The sequence below is a fragment of the Dactylosporangium sp. NBC_01737 genome (assembly GCF_035963215.1).
GTDB lineage: Bacteria > Actinomycetota > Actinomycetes > Mycobacteriales > Micromonosporaceae > Dactylosporangium.
On record NZ_CP109153.1, the window covers coordinates 2,658,428 to 2,675,209 of the forward strand.

General features: G+C 71.4%; 14 protein-coding genes and 1 pseudogene. 7 read left to right on the top strand and 8 right to left on the bottom strand.

Features of this window, described 5'->3' with window-relative positions:
• Window positions 1–549 precede the first annotated feature (549 nt).
• Window positions 550–2,919, bottom strand: coding sequence for a helicase-associated domain-containing protein (locus OHA72_RS11660; RefSeq protein ID WP_327007860.1), 2,370 nt, complete (start codon window positions 2,917–2,919; stop codon window positions 550–552).
• Between the two features lie 77 nt (window positions 2,920–2,996).
• Window positions 2,997–4,628, bottom strand: coding sequence for a glycosyl hydrolase family 18 protein (locus OHA72_RS11665; RefSeq protein WP_327007861.1), 1,632 nt, complete (start codon window positions 4,626–4,628; stop codon window positions 2,997–2,999).
• A gap of 174 nt (window positions 4,629–4,802) precedes the next feature.
• Here OHA72_RS11665 and OHA72_RS11670 point away from each other — a divergent pair, with 174 nt between their 5' ends.
• Window positions 4,803–5,402 (top strand): HAD family hydrolase, encoded by a 600-nt coding sequence (locus tag OHA72_RS11670; protein WP_327007862.1) that lies wholly within the window; start codon window positions 4,803–4,805, stop codon window positions 5,400–5,402.
• Window positions 5,403–5,454: 52 nt separating this feature from the next.
• The gene (locus OHA72_RS11675; RefSeq protein WP_033364916.1) at window positions 5,455–5,853 is read left to right on the top strand and encodes a cold-shock protein; all 399 of its coding nucleotides are present in this window, start codon (window positions 5,455–5,457) and stop codon (window positions 5,851–5,853) included.
• Window positions 5,854–5,892: 39 nt separating this feature from the next.
• Here the strand turns inward: OHA72_RS11675 and OHA72_RS11680 are convergent, their stop codons facing one another.
• The 3 genes from OHA72_RS11680 to OHA72_RS11690 form a co-directional block, all read right to left on the bottom strand.
• A complete protein-coding gene (locus OHA72_RS11680) occupies window positions 5,893–6,711 on the bottom strand; it encodes a 1,4-dihydroxy-6-naphtoate synthase (RefSeq protein ID WP_327007863.1) in 819 nt (272 codons plus the stop codon).
• A gap of 1,107 nt (window positions 6,712–7,818) precedes the next feature.
• Window positions 7,819–8,511: a futalosine hydrolase gene (locus OHA72_RS11685; RefSeq protein WP_327007864.1), complete on the bottom strand. Its 693-nt coding sequence runs from the start codon at window positions 8,509–8,511 to the stop codon at window positions 7,819–7,821.
• The gene (locus tag OHA72_RS11690) at window positions 8,508–10,343 is read right to left on the bottom strand and encodes an MFS transporter (protein WP_327007865.1); all 1,836 of its coding nucleotides are present in this window, start codon (window positions 10,341–10,343) and stop codon (window positions 8,508–8,510) included. The genes OHA72_RS11685 and OHA72_RS11690 overlap by 4 nt, the downstream gene beginning before the upstream one ends.
• Window positions 10,344–10,415: 72 nt before the next feature.
• Here OHA72_RS11690 and OHA72_RS11695 point away from each other — a divergent pair, with 72 nt between their 5' ends.
• A complete protein-coding gene (locus tag OHA72_RS11695; RefSeq protein ID WP_327007866.1) occupies window positions 10,416–11,267 on the top strand; it encodes a DUF3027 domain-containing protein in 852 nt (283 codons plus the stop codon).
• A gap of 64 nt (window positions 11,268–11,331) precedes the next feature.
• Window positions 11,332–11,946, top strand: coding sequence for a helix-turn-helix domain-containing protein (locus tag OHA72_RS11700; RefSeq protein ID WP_327007867.1), 615 nt, complete (start codon window positions 11,332–11,334; stop codon window positions 11,944–11,946).
• On the opposite strand, the gene OHA72_RS11705 is transcribed toward OHA72_RS11700, so the two are convergent.
• On the bottom strand, window positions 11,936–12,328 hold the full coding sequence (locus OHA72_RS11705) for a VOC family protein (protein ID WP_327007868.1): 393 nt from the start codon (window positions 12,326–12,328) through the stop codon (window positions 11,936–11,938). The two genes, OHA72_RS11700 and OHA72_RS11705, sit on opposite strands and share 11 nt — an antisense overlap.
• A 10-nt stretch (window positions 12,329–12,338) precedes the next feature.
• Complete coding sequence (locus OHA72_RS11710) at window positions 12,339–12,572, bottom strand: DUF2530 domain-containing protein (RefSeq protein ID WP_327011535.1); 234 nt, start codon at window positions 12,570–12,572, stop codon at window positions 12,339–12,341.
• Between the two features lie 106 nt (window positions 12,573–12,678).
• Between OHA72_RS11710 and OHA72_RS11715 the strand changes: the two genes are divergently transcribed.
• From OHA72_RS11715 to OHA72_RS11725, 3 genes are read left to right on the top strand one after another with little or no spacing between them, the layout of a single operon-like run.
• Window positions 12,679–13,122, top strand: coding sequence for a MarR family winged helix-turn-helix transcriptional regulator (locus tag OHA72_RS11715; RefSeq protein WP_327011536.1), 444 nt, complete (start codon window positions 12,679–12,681; stop codon window positions 13,120–13,122).
• Window positions 13,119–14,444, top strand: coding sequence for an MFS transporter (locus tag OHA72_RS11720; RefSeq protein ID WP_327007869.1), 1,326 nt, complete (start codon window positions 13,119–13,121; stop codon window positions 14,442–14,444). The genes OHA72_RS11715 and OHA72_RS11720 overlap by 4 nt, the downstream gene beginning before the upstream one ends.
• Window positions 14,445–14,477: 33 nt before the next feature.
• Window positions 14,478–15,254, top strand: coding sequence for a maleylpyruvate isomerase family mycothiol-dependent enzyme (locus OHA72_RS11725; protein WP_327007870.1), 777 nt, complete (start codon window positions 14,478–14,480; stop codon window positions 15,252–15,254).
• 442 nt (window positions 15,255–15,696) lie between these two features.
• Here the strand turns inward: OHA72_RS11725 and OHA72_RS64615 are convergent.
• Window positions 15,697–16,379, bottom strand: a pseudogene (locus OHA72_RS64615) (transposase); the annotation flags it as partial.
• Between the last annotated feature and the right edge of the window lie 403 nt (window positions 16,380–16,782).

Here is a 16,782-nt window from a genome sequence, read left to right on the forward strand (position 1 = left end):
GCCGGATCCGTCCATCGATCAATCGTGTGTCGAACGCACGCGCGGTGCAGGGCACGAGCCGCACGGCATGGACGCACGACGGGGCCGGAGTGCGGGGTGCATGGCCGTGGGTGTGTAGCGCAGGCCACGGCACGGAGGCATGGCGCGCGCAGGGTGAGGACGACGGGGAACCCGACGGCGGGCGCAGAAGGTGGACGGACGACCCGACCGCGGGGCAGCGGTGCGGCGGGCGACCAAGCCGCGGGAGTAGAGGGCCAGCGGGCGCGGAGGGTGGGCGGGCGACTCGGCGGTGGGGTGACGGGCACTCGGGTGGCGCGAAAAGGTGTCCGGCAGCGCAGTGGCTCCCCCCATGTCGCGGTTGTGGGGTTGTCGCGGCCGGCAGGTCGCGTCGCTGCCGGCTACGGCTGCGGCTCTTCGCGGCCGGAGGTCGCGGCTGCGCAAGTGTCCGCGGAGGTGGCAGGGCCAGGGCCAGCGAAGCTGGGCCCCGGCCCGGTGGCTGACGGGAGCGACGGAGCGTGCCCACCGCGGACCGGAGCAACGATGGATTGGCTACCCGGAGGAGTCTTCCGGGGCGGCGGCGGTGATGCGGTGCAGTGCGAACGTGTGCAGCATCTCGGTCCGCTCGTCCTCGGCGCGGAGGTAGCCGCCGCCCATGGACACGGGTCTGACCAGGCGGGAGGCGGTCGCGCCGTGGGAGTCGACGTAGCCGACCCAGACGCGGGTCTTGTCGCGCAGGGCCTGCTGGAGGACTTCGAGGGCCTCGGTGTGGGAAGAGGTGGAGGTGCCGTTTGCGCGGACGGTCACGGGGGCACGGCGGGCGACGCGGGCGGCGGCGTCGCCTCGGCGGATCTGCTCGATGACACCGGCGAGGCGTGGGCTGGACAGGCGCGCGGCCGCGGCGGGGTCCTCGATGCCGCGGTGTGCCCAGCTGGGGCGGGGCGGACCGCGGCGGGCCTTTGGGCGGGTCAGGACGGCGGCGCCGGTTGCGTCCTCCTGAACGGGTGGGTATCCGGCCTCGCGGAGGGCCTCCAGCAGCCTCGCCGGGGTGTGGCGGCTGGCGAGGACCGTGGGGGCGAGGTGGCGCAGCATCAGCGGCTGGAGGCGGCGGTCGGCGAGGACCTCGGCGATCAGGGTCTCGTCGTCGCTGCGGACGTAGGAGTTGGCGGAGCCGATGCGCATGCCGCCGTGGCGGCGGGCCATGTCGTCGATGAGATACGTGAGGGTCTGTGGCACCGGCGTGCGGGAGCGGCGGGCCAGGAGGGCGTGCAGGTCGGCGGCGGTGTAGCCGGCGTCGAGGCTGCGGCGGACCGACTCGGCGGTGATGCGGAAGACGCTGGCGGACTCCTGCACGCCGAGCAGCTCGAGCTCGCCGGCGAGGGTCGGCTCGGGCGGGCCGGGGACGATGACGGACAGGTCCGCCTGCAGCAGCACGTGATCGACGGGTGCCGGCAGCAGCGTGTCGAGCAGGGACGCGGAGCCGGTGAGGGCGGCGCCGTCGGGGGCGTTGAGGCCGAGGGGGTCGTCGGTGTCGATGCTGCCGGAGATGACCTCGTCCAGCAGCAGCCGGCCATAGCCCGTGAGCCCGTCGAAGCCGGTCAGGCCGATGAGGGCGGCCTCGGCGAGGTTGGCCTCGACGACCGCGGCGGCGCTGCGGGAGACCCGGCGCGGGGTGCGCCATGACAGCAGGTCGACGACGTCGGTAGGGGCGATGGTGGCGCCCGGTGGCAGCTCGGACAGCACCTGCAGGGCGGCGCGGCGCTGTGCGGGGGCGCCGGGGCGGGACAGCTCGGGGGCGAGCGCGTTGATCGGGCGGTCGCGGTCGTCGCGCTGGCCGATGAGCGACGGGGCGCGGGTCATCGTCAGCCAGGTCACGGCGATGCGGTGCCAGCGGGCGGCGATGCCGAAGGCGCGCCACACGTCATAGGCGACCGTCGGCAGGAAGACGCTCTCGACCCGCTTGTTGTCGATGATCTCCTCGCCGAGCAGGCCCGCGGCGGCGGCGATCTCGACCAGGAGGGCGGCGGCCGGCTCGTCGACGCCGGTGAGCTTGGCGAAGCGGCGCAGCTCGCGCACGCCCATGCCGCCGGAGCGCAGCACCGACGGCGGGTCGGCGTTGATCGCCTCGATCAGGGTCTCCAGATTGCGCACCAGCTCCAGGACCTGGCCGGCACCGGCGCGGTCGAGCTGCGCGGCGTCGCGGATCGGGGTCTGCACCTGCGGCGGGTCGGGGTGCAGCTGACCGAGCGGGCCGCCGTCGCGGCGCAGGACGAGGGACACCTCGACGGGCAGCTCGACGGCGTCGCGGCTGACGGCGACCAGCAGGTGCTGCTCGACCAGCCAGCGCACGGGTGAGTCGGGGTCGGCGCGCAGGCTGGCCGGGGTGACGGTGCCGACGGGAGGCCCGGCGGCGAGCCGGTCGAGCACGGCCCGGGCGGCCGGCGGGGCGGCCAGCAGCGTGCGGCGGAGCCTGGCGGCGTCGGCGACCAGGGCGCCGGCGAGCGGGTCGAGCTCCGCGGCGGGCCTGCCGAGCCCCGCGGGATACGGGGAGCAGACCTCGTCGACGGCGCCGACGATGCGCAGGGCGCCGTCGTGGCCATAGGCGATGCCGTGCTGCACGAGCAGGTCGATCGCGCCGCGCACCCTGGCGGCCTCGACCCCGGCCGCGGCGGTCAAGGCCAGGACGGCCTCGGTGGATGTGGTGTGCCCGATGCGCGTATATCGCAGTGCGTCGAGGATCTCGAGGGTGAACGTGTCGAGCCCGTCCAGCGCGCGGGCCACCGCAACGCGGGACTGCGCGCGGTGGGCGAGGGCCGAGAAGTCCGACGGTGGCGGGATGACCAGATCCGGGCGCAGCCGGATGAGCGCCATCAGCCCGTCGTCGGGCAGGGCGCGGAAATGGTCTGCGAGCGAGGTAGTCATCTCACCTCATACGCTAACCGGCCCGTATGACAAAAGAGGGCGGGGCCGTCGGCCCCGCCCTCTTTCGAAGGGGTTGCTTACTTCAGGCCGTTGCTCACCGCAGTGATCAGTTCACCGTTGGTGGTGTCGCCCGAGAGCTCCCAGAAGAACGCGCCGCCGAGGCTCTGCGCCTTCGCGTAGCTCATCTTGCCGGTGATGGTGGCCGGCGTGTCGTAGCTCCACCAGTTGCTGCCGCACTTGGCGTACGCGGTGCCGCCGACGGTGCCGGTGGCCGGGCAGGTGTTCTTGAGCACCTTGTAGTCCTCGTTGCCCGCCTCGTACGTGCCGGGCGCCGCACCGGTGGCCGTGCCGCCGGGGGCGGCCTGGGTGACGCCGGTCCAGCCGCGGCCGTAGAAGCCGATGCCGAGCAGCAGCTTGCTGGACGGGACGCCCTTGGCCTTGAGCTTGGCGATCGCGGCCTCGGAGCAGAAGCCGGCCTGCGGGATGCCCGCGTAGCAGCTCAGCGGCGAGTGCGGCGCGGTCGGGCCGGCCGCGTTGAACGAACCGAAGTAGTCGTACGTCATCGGCATCAGCCAGTCGAGGTTGCCCACGGCACCGGCGTAGTCCGTCGCGTCGATCTTGCCACCGTTGCTGCCGTCGGCCGTGATGGCGGCGGTGACCAGCTTGCTGCTGCCGAACTTGGTGCGCAGCGCGGCGATCAGGTTCTTGAAGGCGTTCGGGCCGCTGGTGTCACACTGCAGGCCACACGCGTTCGGGTACTCCCAGTCGATGTCGATGCCGTCGAAGACACCGGCCCAGCGGGGGTCGTTGATCAGGTTGTAGCAGGAGTTGGCGAACGCGGTCGGGTTCGCGGCGGCCTGCGTGAAGCCGGCCGACCAGGTCCAACCACCGAACGACCAGATGACCTTGAGGCCCGGGTGCATCGCCTTGAGCTTCTTCAGCTGGTTGAAGCTGCCCCGCAGCGGCTGGTCCCAGGTGTCGGCGACGCCGTCGACCGAGTCGGCCGCGGTGTACGCCTTCTCGTAGTCGGCGTAGCTGTCACCGACGGCGCACTGGCCGTTGGCCGGGTTGCCGAACGCGTAGAGGATGTGCGTCAGCTTGGCGGCCGACCCACTCGTCTCGATGTTCTTCACGTGGTAGTTGCGGCCGTAGACGCCCCACTCGGCGAAGTAACCGACGACCTTCTTGCCGCCCGGCGGGTTCGAGGTCGGAGGGTTCGAGGTGGGCGGGTTCGACGTCGGGGGGTTCGAGGTGGGCGGGTTCGACGTCGGAGGGTTCGACGTCGGCGGGTTGGTGGTGGGGGTACCGCCACTGCACGCCACGCCGTTGATCTTGCAGTTGACCGGCGGCTTCGCGCCGCTGCCGTTCATGCCCCAGCTGAAGCTGGCACCGGCGGCGAGCGTCGGCGCCCATGACTTGTTCTTGGCGACGTAGTGCTGCCCGGTGCGCACGACGTCGGCGTCCCAGAAGCTGGTGATCTGACCGCCCGCGGGCAGGTCGAACTCAAGAGTCCACCCGTTGATGGTGCTGGAGGTGCCGTTGGTGATCTTGTAGTTGGCGCCCCAGCCGCTGCCCCAGTCCTGGTCGACCGTGAACGTTGCGCTGAGGTTGCCGGCGGCGTTGGCGGTAGTGGTGACGATTGGGACGACGGCCCCGGCCACTGCCAGCGCGGCGGCGACGATGAGGCCGTTGCGGACGGATCGTTTCATCGCGTCTCCTGGATGATCCTTTAGGAAACTTTCCTAAAAGTATTGGTGACGCTAGTGGCCAGAGTCTCACCCCGTCAATACGTGACCGGCGGGTATTTCGATGGCGCACCTATCGTGACCTGGGCATCCTTAAAGGTGTCTCAACAACCGGTTGTCATTGGCTTTGACCTTGACATGACGCTCCTCGACACCAGGCCGGGGATCGCAGCCACGTATCGGGCGCTCACAGCGCGTACCGGCGTGCATGTCGACGCCGACCTGGCCGTGTCGCGCCTCGGTCCGCCGCTGCGCACGGAGATGTCGGAATGGTTCCCCGCCGAGGCGGTCGAGGAGGCAGTCCGGATATATCGCTCCCTATACCCCTCTTATGCGATTGCGCCGTCGCTGGTGCTGCCGGGCGCGTTGGCGGCGCTGGCGGCGGTCCGTTCGTCCGGAGGCCGGATCGTGGTGATCACATCGAAGCTCGGCAGGCTCGCGTCACTGCATCTCGCGCATCTGGACATTCCGGTCGACGAGGTCCACGGCGACGTCTTTGCCGCGGAGAAGGCGTCGGTACTACGTTCCGTCGGCGCCACTGCGTACGTCGGCGACCATGTCGCCGACATGCAGGCGGGTGTCTTGGCCGGCGTACCGGTCCTCGGCGTGACCACCGGACCCTGCTCCGCCGCTGACCTGCAGGCCGCCGGCGCTTCCGCGGTGAGCGCCGATCTGCACGCATTCCCCGCGTTTCTCCGGGGCGTGATCTCGGTTGGCCGTCCGGGAAGCGATGACTAGCCTTGTGGTGTTGTGGGTGGGACGGGACAAAGACACTGGGGAGCAGGACAGCGTGCCGACGGGTCGAGTGAAGTGGTACGACCAGGAGAAGGGTTTCGGGTTCCTCACCAGCGACGACGGTGGCGACGTCTTCGTGCACAAGGCGGCACTGCCCGCCGGCGCGGGTGAGTTGAAGACCGGCCAGCGGGTCGAGTTCGGGGTGGTCGAGAGCCGCAAGGGCAGCCAGGCGATGCACGTCAAGCTCCTCGACGCGCCGCCCTCGGTGACCGAAGCCCGCGCGGTCGCCAGCCGACGCCAGCCCGACGAGCTGCACGGGCTGATCGAGGACATGATCAGGGTCCTCGAGGCGAAGATCCAGCCCGACCTGCAGCGGGGCCGTTTCCCGGACCGCAAGACCGCCAAGACCGTCGCCGAGGCGGTCCACCTGGTGGCCCGCGAGCTGGAAGTGTAGTTCTCCGTTTTCGTGCGTTTTCTCGGTTTTTCGTGAGATTCAGGCGCCGACGAGGGGTGTGGCTGGGACCAGCCCCTCGGCGGCCGCCCTGGTCAGCAGGGCGTCGACCGCAGCGTGACCGTCCGGGCCCAGCGACGAGGTGAACTCGTTGACGTAGAGCCCGATGTGCTGGTCGATGACCGCCTGCTCCATCTCCTGGGCGTGCGCCAGCACGTAGTCGCGGCTGCGAGCCGGATCGGCCCACGCCTGCCGCACCGACTCCTTGATCCACGCGGTCGCCTGCTCCGGGTCGACCCGGTCGCGGTGCGCGATGATCGCGCCGAGCGGGATCGGCAGGCCCGTGTCACCCTCCCACCACTCCCCGAGGTCGGCGAGCGCGTGCAGCCCGTGCCGCTGGAACGTGAATCGCGCCTCGTGGATCACCAACCCGGCATCGAACTGCCCCTTTGCCACCGCAGGCATGATCTCCGCGAACGGCACGATCTCCACCCGCTTCGGCGGCGCCCCCGCCGACCACAGCCGCATCAGCAGATACGCCGTGGTGCGATCGCCCGGCACCGCCACCGTCCTGCCTTCCAGGCTGGTGATCGCCTGGTCCTTCACCAGCACCAGAGGACCGCAGCCCCGGCCGAGCGCGCCGCCGCAGGGCAGCAGCGTGTACTTGTCCAGCAGCCACGGCAGCGCCGCGTAGCTGACCTTGACCAGGTCGAACTCGCCCCGCTCGGCAGCGGTGTTGGTGACGTCGACATCGGCATACGTCACGTCGAACGCTGGCGCCCCCGGCACCAATCCATGTGCCAGCGCATGAAAGACGAAGGTGTCGTTGGGGCACGGCGAGAAGGCGAGCGAAAGCGTCACAACCCCGAATCTAACGCCGCCCAGCCATCCCGCACGATGAGTCGCGAAACGCCTGCTGTGACACTTGCAACGCATTCGAAGCCCGTGAATACCGTTACGCCCGGTGCGCGTGCCGCCAGACGAATCCGACAATTTCCCTCGGACTTGAGTCGCCATGCGCTCTGCCCATGATCAACGGAGGAGCCCGGCCGTCCGCGCGACCAGTGCTGTCCTTCGATCACTGGGTGGGCGCCCGCCTGCACGCGCGCGGGATGGTGAACCTGCAAGCACGACGGGCAGAGGGTGCTGGCTACGCGTTCGCGGATCTGCGAGGTGCGGGCCGGCGGGTTGTGGCCCTGCGGAAGCGCGCGGCGGGGTGGGGTTGCTGGGCGTCCGGTGGCGCCTGCCGGTGACCCAGCTGGTCTGCGCACTGGGCGGGCAAGCGTTGGCGGGGCGGGCCTGATGGGCGATGCCTTTGCGCCGCCGGACATTCCCCTCAGAAGGGGCAGCGACCGGCGACGCGGTCGGGGAAGGGGCAGCGAGAGGCAGCAGCGGCCGGTCGCGCCTGCCAGTGACCCAAGTGGTCTGCGCCCTCTGGCGGGCAGGCGTTGGCGGGGCGGTCGGCCTGGTGGGCGATGCCTTTGCGCCGCCGGACATTCCCTCAGAAAGGGCAGCGACCGGCGACGCGGTCGGGGAAGGAGCAGCGGGGAGGCTGCAGCGGGTGAGCGGAGCGTGGCGGGTCCGCAGTGGGGGAAGGCCGGCAGCGGGACGGGCCAGTTGGACCGTGGGTGGCGAGGCGGCAGTGGGAACGGGGCAGCGACCGGCGAGGAGGCGGCGGAAGAAGGCTGCCGGACCGTGCGTGGCGAGTCGGCTATGGAACAGGGGCAGTGGCAGCGAGAGGGGCGCGGTGACGAAGGCGCCGTGCGTGACGAGGGCGCGGTGATGAGGGCGTTGTGACGAGGGCGCCGTGAAGGGAGTAGCGAGAGGCAGGCTGGCGAGGCGGCACTGGGAGCAGCGGCCAACGTGGAACGGGCGTGCGGTGGGAGCGGCGCGTAGTGGGAGCGGCGCGTGGCGGGGACAGCGGGTGGTGGGGACAGCGGGTGGTGGGTACAGCGGGTGGTGGGGAGGTCAGCGGCCGGCGAGGGTGGCGAAGGCTTCGCGGAGAGTTTCGAGGGCTTGGGGGATGCGCCAGGCGGCGCGGTCGCGGGGGCCGACGGCGTTGGAGACGGTGCGGATCTCGCCGAAGGCGGTGCCTGGCCAGAGGCGGGTGGCGGTGGCGACGCCGAAGCCTTCCATGGCCTCGGCGACCGCGTCTGGGTGGCGCTTCTGGACGGCTTCCTTGGACTCGGCGGTGCCGGTCACCGTGGAGACGGTGAGGACGGGGCCGCCGACGGCTTCGGGGAGGGCCTGGCGCAGGGTGCGCAGGAGCGTGGGGTCGGCGTCGTGGCGGGCGGTGCCGAAGCCGAGGTCGTCGACGCTCTCGAAGCCGTCCGGGCCGGCGGCGCCCAGGTCGGCGGCGATGCTCTCGGTGGCGACGACGAGGCCGCCGATCTCGACGCGGCCGGCGAAGCCGCCTGCGATCCCGGCGGACAGCACCACGGCGAAGGGGCGGCCGTCGTTGAGCGCGGTCGTGGTGAACTGGGCGGTCACGGCGGCGGCCGCGGCGGGGCCGACGCCAGCGGCGACGACGACCACGGGCGCGCCGGACTCGAGGTCGTCGGGGTGCGGGTCGGTGATGCCGAGACCGGCGAGCACGGTGGCCCGCTCGATCTCGACCGCGGTGACGATCAGCGTGCGGTCATATCCCAGGAACGGCCTCATCGTTCATCATCCTCCAGGCGTCTGGTCGGGTCGATGCCTGAGGGGCGATACAGGGTGTATCCAGGCGGTGCGAGTGGTGCGGTCTCGTCGGCCACGTCGACGGCCGGCATCCGCCGGGTCGCGTCGGCGGGCTGCTGCGCCCCGGCCGCCTGGGCGCCGGCGCCGGCCGGGGTGGTCGCGGGGCGGCCGCGGCGCCAGCCGAAGCGGCGGCGCGCGCCGGCGCCGTCGGCGCCCTGATCAGCCGGCCGGGTCTCGTCGCCGGTGCGGGACTGGAACGGCATCCGCCGGGTCTCGCCGGCGGTCGTGCCCGAGGTCGCGCCGGCCGGTCGTGGCACGGTCGTCGCGTCGGATCCGCTCCGCCCGCCCGAACCGGTCGCGGAGCCGCCTGCCGTGGGTGCGCCGGCAAAAGAACCGCCGGTGGAGGGGGCGCCGGACGGAGCGCCGGCGGCGAGCGGGTCGGTGGGCTGCTCGTCGTGGTCGAGCGGGGTGCCGCGCAGGCGCTCCTTGCGCAGGGCGACCGCCGACCACAGCGCACGGATCGCGCCGAACACCATGAACGTGGCGGCCACGATCAGGCCCCAGTCGGCGCCGAAGGGGATGAGGCCGACGGCGCCGCCGAGGACCCAGGCCACCATGAGCAGGGTCTCGGAGTGGGCGAACGCGCTGGCCCTGACCTGCTCGTCGGCCCGCTCCTGGATCGAGGCGTCGACGGCGAGTTTCGCGAGGCCGCTGGCGATCGCGGTGACCAGGCACAGCAGGGCCACGGTGCCCAGGGAGTTTCGCTCGGCGGCGATGACGGCGACGAACGCGACCAGGGTGATGCCGACCGCCTGCAGCAGGGCCGGGCGGTAGATGCGCAGGCGGGTGCCGATCGCGGTGGCCAGGAACGAGCCGACGCCGAGCGCGGCGGCCACGACCACGACCGCCACCTGCTCCGACAGCTTCCAGGGACCGAGACCGACCGGGAGCACCTTCTCCTTGATCGCGAACGCCAGGAACAGCGTCAGGAACCCGTAGATCGCGCGCAGGGTCGCGCTGCCGATCAGGGCACCGATGACGAGCGGGCCGGAGAGGATCTTTGCGCCGCGGTGGCTGGGGCGCTGCAGGACGCGGGGAACCTGCTCGGGCGGGTCCGAGTCGGCGCGGGGCGGCAGCCGCAGCGAGGTGACCATGCCCCAGAAGAAGACGAGGGTCGACAGCCGCAGCGGCCACTGCGGGCCGAAGTGGGCGGCGGCCAGGCCGATCGGCAGCACGATCGCGCCCGCGAACGCGCCGAAGACGGAGGCGCGGGCCCCGGCCTCGGACAGCCCGAGCCCCTTGGGCAGCACGCGGGGCACGGCGGCGCTGCGGGCCACCCCATAGGCGCGGGAGAGCACGAGCATGCCGAACGCCGCCGGATAGAGCGCCCACCCGGTGAGGTGCTCGGCGATCAGGATCGCCAGGAACGCCCGGCCGAGCATCGTGGTGGCCAGCGCATAGCGGCGGCCGTGCCGGAACCGGTCGAGCACCGGCCCGACGATCGGGGCCAGCAGCGCGAACGGCAGCATCGTGACGATCAGATACAGCGCGACCCGGTCGCGGGCCTCGCCGGCCTCCACCGAGAAGAAGATCGTGCCGGCGAGCCCGAGCGCGACGAGGGTGTCACCGGCGCAGGACGCCGCGTGCAGGTCGAGGAGGCGGAGCATCCCGGTCTCGCCGCCGGCGCCGCGCTTGCGGACGCGCAGCAGGTTGCGACCGACGAAGCGGCCGGCCCGGGCGCCGCCGACGGTGGCGACCCGTGCTGCTCGCACGGTGGTCACCACGGTCTGCGCAACGCCTCGAATCACCGACATGCCCCCCATCCTGAACCATGGGTGCGACAGTTTCCGGCCACGCCGGGGCCGCCGTGCTCATCGGGCGTGGCGATGAGGAACAATGGAGCTGTGACAGCTTCGACTGCCCCGACCCGCTCCAGCGGCCGCGCGGGGAAGCCCGACCAGGTCTGCGCGGACGCCGTGGAGATCGCCCGCCTCGGGCTGGACGTCGTCGATCCGGACCATATCGGCGAGCACCTCGGCGTCGTCGCCGAAGGTGAGCGGCTCGTCACACATTTCTTCGCCTGTGGTCTGCCCGGATACCGGGGATGGCGCTGGGCGGTGAGCGTCACCCGGATCCCGCGCAGCAAGCAGGTGACGATCTGCGAGTCGACGCTGCTGCCCGGCCCCGAGGCGCTGCGCGCGCCCGAGTGGGTGCCGTGGCAGGAGCGGCTGCAGCCCGGTGATCTGGGCGTCGGCGATCTGCTGCCGACGCCGGCGGATGACGTGCGGCTCGCGCCGGGTTACGTACAGTCCGATGATCCCGCGGTCGAGGAGACCAATTGGGAGCTCGGTCTCGGCCGGGTCAGGGTCCTGTCGCGCGAGGGCCGGCTCGACGCCGCCCAGCGGTGGTATGACGGCGACCGCGGCCCCAACGCGCCGATCTCCGTGGCCGCGCCGTCGGCCGCCCGGTGCGGTTCGTGCGGGTTCTACCTGCAGCTGGCCGGGTCGATGCGGCAGTCGTTCGGGGTGTGCGGCAACGAGTATGCGCCCGATGACGCCCAGGTCGTGAGCGTCGACCACGGTTGCGGCGCGCACTCCGAGGTGCTGGTCGAGCAGGTCCAGGCGGTCGACGAGCTGCCGACGGTGTTCGACGACAGCGAGGTCGAGTCGGTGTCGGTGAGCCGTGCGCACGGATCGGTCGACGAGGCCGAGCCCGCCGAGCCCTATGGTCACGGCTGAGTTCGGCTACAGGGAGCGACCGTCGCGGATTCCCGACGCGACGGTGTGGCAGCGTCGCGCGGATGTGAGTGAGCAGGTCCGCATCCTGCCCGACGGCTGCATGGACGTCATCCACTACGAGGGCCGGCTGCTGGTCGCCGGCCCGGACACCACCGCGCAGCTGGGCGTCAGCCCGGTGGGCCGCACGTACACCGCGATCCGCTTCGGTCCTGGGACCGCGCCCGGCGTGCTGGGTGTCCCCGCCGAGGAGTTGCGCGACCAGCGCGTGCCGCTGTCGGCGCTGTGGCCGTCGGCGCGTGTCAGGCGGCTCACCGAGCAGCTCGACGAGGCCGCCGACCGGGCCGGGCAGCTTGAGGCGGCATTTGCCAGGACAGACAATCCGGACGGGCTCTGGGTGCGTGCGGTGGTTGAGCGGCTCAGGAGCCGCCGACCGGTCGCGGAGATCGCCGCCGACGTGGGTCTCAGTGAGCGCCAGCTGCACCGCCGCGGCCTGGCGCTCTTCGGGTACGGGCTGAAAACGCTCTCCCGGATCCTGCGCGTGAACGCGGCGCTGGACCTGGCACGCGGCGGCATGCCGTTCGGCGTGGTGGCGGCCAGCAGTGGCTACGCCGACCAGGCGCACCTCTCGCGGGAGGTGAAGGCGCTGGCCGGCGCGCCGCTGCGAGAGGTCATCCGATAGCGCTGTAGAGGTCGACGCCGTTGCCGTCGGGGTCGTGCAGCACCGCATAGCGCTGGCCCCAGAATGCGTCCCAGGGTGCCTTGTGGCCGTCGTACCCTGCGGAAATCATCGCGGCATAGACCTTGTCGACCTCGGCGGGCGTGTCGCACTCGAAGCCGAGCGCCGAGCGGCCGCCGCCGGCCCCCGGGGTCCAGTCCGGGTCGAACGAACGGATCGTCTCCTCCGTGTCCCAGGCGATCCGCATGCCGCCGGGCAGCGTGAGCTCGGCGTGCGGTGCGGTGTCCTGCTCGGCCGGAACGTCCAGGCCGAGCTGCCGGTAGAACGCCAGGGATCTGGGCATGTCGGCCACCACGAGGCCGATGTAGTTGAGTGTGGGTGCCATGCCTCCGACGCTAGGCGCCGCCGGTCGCCTCCGTCTTGAACGAATCGGACGCGGCCCGCCGCCGCTTCCGGTTGCGATCGTGCACGACCATGGTCAACCCGCCCGGGATGCCCCACAGCACGCCCGCCACGGCGATGCCGAACCAGTTTCCGTGCCCCGCGTCGGCCAGCTCGTCGCGGAACGGCAGCATCACGAGCACCGCGATGATCCACAGACCGATCCCGGCGAGGGCGAACGGCACCATCGGCGGGTCGAGCGGCTTCGGCTGGCTGGTCACGCCGCACACGGTACTCCCCGTGATCACCGACACAGGTCGTTAGCCAAGCTTATTAGATAAGCTAACGACTGTGATGATGGTCCGTGCCCCGAAGATCACTGGTGCGCAGCTCGCGGCGGCGCTGCGGGACAGCATCACCAGACTCAACCGCCGCCTGCGCCAGGCCCGGCCGATCGGCGACCTGACGATCACGCAGCTGTCGGCATTGACAAGCCTCGAGCTCAACGGCGCGCTGACCCCCCGTGAGCTGGCCGACGCCGAGCGGGTGCAGCCGCCGACGCTCACCAAGATCGTGGCGAAGCTGGAGGAGCGCGGCCTCGTCCAGCGCACCCCGCACCCGACCGACGGCCGGCAGGTCATCCTCGCCGCCACCGAGTCCGGCCGCGCCGTGATCCTGGAGCACCGCCGCGCCCGCGACGAGTGGCTGGCCAAGCAGCTCGCCGCGCTCACCCCGGAGGAGCGCGAGACGCTCGGAAAGGCGGCCGAGATCCTCGGTCGAATAGGCCGTAGCGCATGACGGTGTTCAGTTCGCTCAAGGTTCGTAACTACCGGTTGTTCACGACCGGACAGCTGGTCAAGCTCCTCGGCACATGGATGATGGTCGTCGCGCAGGACTGGTTGGTCCTGCAGCTGTCGGACAATTCCCCGACCGCACTGGGCATCGTGACGGCCTTGCAGTTCACGCCTGTGCTGCTGCTCACGTTGTACGGAGGTCAGCTCGCCGACCGGTTCGACAAACGCCGTCTGCTCCTGATCGCCAACTTCGCATCCGCCCTGGTCGCGGGCCTGCTCGGCGGGCTGGTCGTCGCCGGCGTCGTGAACCTGTGGTGGGTCTTCGTGACGGCGGCGCTCTTCGGCGTGATCAGCGCGATCGAGACGCCGGTGCGGCAGGCGTTCGTCTCCGAGCTGGTCAGCAGGGAACTGCTGCCCAACGCGCTGTCGCTGTCCTCCGCGACGTTCAACACCGCGCGGGTCGTCGGTCCGGCGATCGCGGGGCTGGTCATCGCGCTGCTGCACGACCGTACCGGCCCGATCTTCCTGATCACGGCGGGGCTGTGCCTGGCGCCGCTGGTGGGGCTGAGCCGGATGCGCACCGAGGAGCTGTTCCGCGTCGAGGGGCCGCCGGTCGCGGCGAGCGATGCCCGTACCATCGACGGACTGCGCTACGTGAAGCGCCGGCCCGACCTGAGCCTGGCCATCCTCCTGGTGCTCGTCGTCGGACTGTTCGGCTTCAACTTCCAGCTCACCCTCGCCGTCCTGGCGAAGGTCGAGTTCAACGCCTCCGCGCAGTACTTCGGCCTGCTCACCACCGCACTCGCCGTCGGCGCGCTCGGGGGCGCCCTGGCCAGCTCGCGCCGCCGCACGCGGCCCACGGCGTACGCGGTGCTCGCCGCCGCCGTGCTGTTCGGTGGGTTCGAGACGCTCGTGGGGTTCGCGCCCACCTTCGTCACGGCGGTGCTGCTGCTCCTGCCCACCGGGTTCTTCATGATCTACTTCGCGCAGGCGGCCAACCAGCGCGTCCAGCTTGGCACCGACCCCGAGTTCCGCGGTCGCGTGATGGCGCTGTACGTCCTGGTCTTCCTCGGCAGTACGCCGCTGGGATCGCTGATCATCGGGTGGTGCGCGGAGCGGTACGGGCCTCGGTCCGGCATCTGGATCGGCGGGCTCGTGTCGGTCCTGGCCACGCTCGTGATCGCCGCGCTGCAGCTGCGCAAGGTCGGCGGCAAGGTCAGCGTGCACCTGCGCCCCCGGCCCCACCTCCACGTGTTCGAACCGGCCCGCAAGGACACCCCGGCGTTCGAGCTGCGGGTGCCGCGGGTGAGGCCCGCAGTTCGCTGATTTTTGTCGTACCCATGTGGTTAGGTCGCGGGCATGGAGCGATCGCGATTGCTGGAATGTCTTGCCGCCGACGTTGCGCGGCTTCGGGAGGTCGCCGCGTCGGACCTGACCGCCGCGGTGCCGAGCTGCCCCGGCTGGACCGTCGCCGACCTGGTCAGGCACGTTGCCGAGGTCTATCTGCACAAGGTCGAGTGCATGCGGCTCAACGCCTTTCCCGACCCCTGGCCACCAGCAGATCTGGAGTCCGTGGCGCCGATCGAGCTGCTCAACCGCGCCTACGCCGAGCTGACCGGCGAGTTCGCCGCCCGCGGCGCCGCCGACCCGTCGCGCACCTGGCACGAGCCCGACCAGACGGTCGGCTTCTGGATCCGGCGGATGGCGCAGGAGACCGTGATCCACCGCCTCGACGCCGAGCTGGCACTCGGGGTGCCGGTCGCCCCGATCCCCGACGACCTGGCGGTCGACGGGATCGACGAGGTGCTCAAGCTGTTCGTGGGCTACGGGTCGCACGCGTGGGTGGAGGACTTCCAGCCCGTCCTCGCCGGCGCGGAGGGTCGCACGGTGATCGTCGGGGTCGACGGCGGGCCGGGGTGGCTGCTCCGCACCGGGGTGACCGGCGCCGACGTGAGCGACGTGGACCCGGCGGCCGCTGCTTCGACGTCTGTGGACGCCACGGTCAGCGGCAGCGCGGCGGGGGTGCTGCGGTGGCTGTGGTCTCGGGAGTCGCCGGGCGTGTCCGACGCACAGGCCGAGGGCGACGAGGCGACGCTGGTCGAGCTGCGCAACCTGTTGGTGGCCTCGACGCAGTAGCGGTCGCCGGGCGGCCTGGTGGCCGGCGGGCCTGTGGGCTTGGCGGCGCGTCCGGCTTGGGTGGCGTGCACTGCGTAGGTGGCTTCGCCTGCGGGATTGCTCGGTTGGTGTGCGGCGGCCGGGTCGGCGCACGTTACCGACGGGCCGCGGTGGGTCGAGGGCGGGGCGATCGGTGGGAGTTGGGTCGGCTGACCGACGGGGGCGGCCGATCGAGCGGGGGATCGTCCAATCCTCGGGCAGAGCGGCGACGGTGACGGTGACGGTGACGGTGACGGTAAGGCTGACGGCGGAGGCGGTGGCTGGGTGATCTGGTGGCGACGAGGGGTGCCACCAGCTCGGCCTGACTGCCGCTGATCCGCGGGGCCGGCCTTTCACGAGCCGGGTCGGCAGGCTGCCGGGCGTGGTGGAGGAACGGCCGGCGCTGATCCAGCTGTTTGGATGTCAGGCCGCTGTAGCGGCGGCCTTCGGTCCATGCATCGGTTCGGCTAGGACCGCGCCGACGAGGCGGATGATCGCGGTGCGGTTGGGGAGGATGCCGACGACGTCGGTGCGGCGGTGGGGAACCCGTTCGGTTATCGCGGTGACGGCGCGGTCGTACTGGGCGCGGACGGAGTCCGGTCGGGCTGGTCGAAGATCGTGCGGACGAGGGTTGCGACCCATGGCTGCGCGGATTTCGGGACCTTCGTGGTCAGGTTGCGCAGGTAGTGGGTGCGGCAGCGTTGCCAGCCGGTGCCGGGCAGGGCAGGGCAGGGCCGATGGCGTTGACGAGGCCGAGGACCTCCCGGCCGCCGTCGGACACGACGAGGCGGATCCCGGACAGGCAGGCGCGGTCAGGGAGTGCGGGAACGCCAGACTGTTCGGCGCGGCGGCGGTGCTGCAACAACCAGTCCGGGAAGTAGCTGCCCGGCCGCAGCTTCGGGATCGCCAGCTCGACCGTGCCGGCGCGGGTGTCCCAGTCCCGCTGCCGGTAACCATTGCGGGAGTTGACGCGTTTGCCGTAGCCGGCGCCGCACAACGCGTCGGCATCAGCGTCTCGGCGAACGTCTTCACGATCGCACGCAACAGATCGGGTGACGCGGGCTCGACATGCTCACGCAGGAACGGGGCACCGTTCACATCAACGATGCGGCCGTTCCCATTCGCCACATCACGCCCAAAGTGGGCGGTCGTACGCTACCTTGCGTTGCGGTTCGCGTGCGGGTTTGTCATGCCCGTAACAGAAGATCCATCACGGCTGCGGCCTTCGTGGTTCCGCACGGATGCCAAGCCAGGTCCGCACTCACATGATCGAGCGCCGTCGAGGTCGTCATTCGGTGCTACTCGTCCGCGCCGAGACCCCACCCATCCGTGCACATGATCGAAGGACCGGGATGGTCGTGCGGACGGCCGGGGGCGTCCTTCGATCATGGACTGGGACTGAAGATCGCTGTTCGGGTTCCCTGTGATCACGGGGTGGGTAGACCTGCAAAGGGCGCGCCGGGCGTCCTGGGGTGTGGGGGTGGGATGGTTGCGAGTCGGTGCCGAAGTT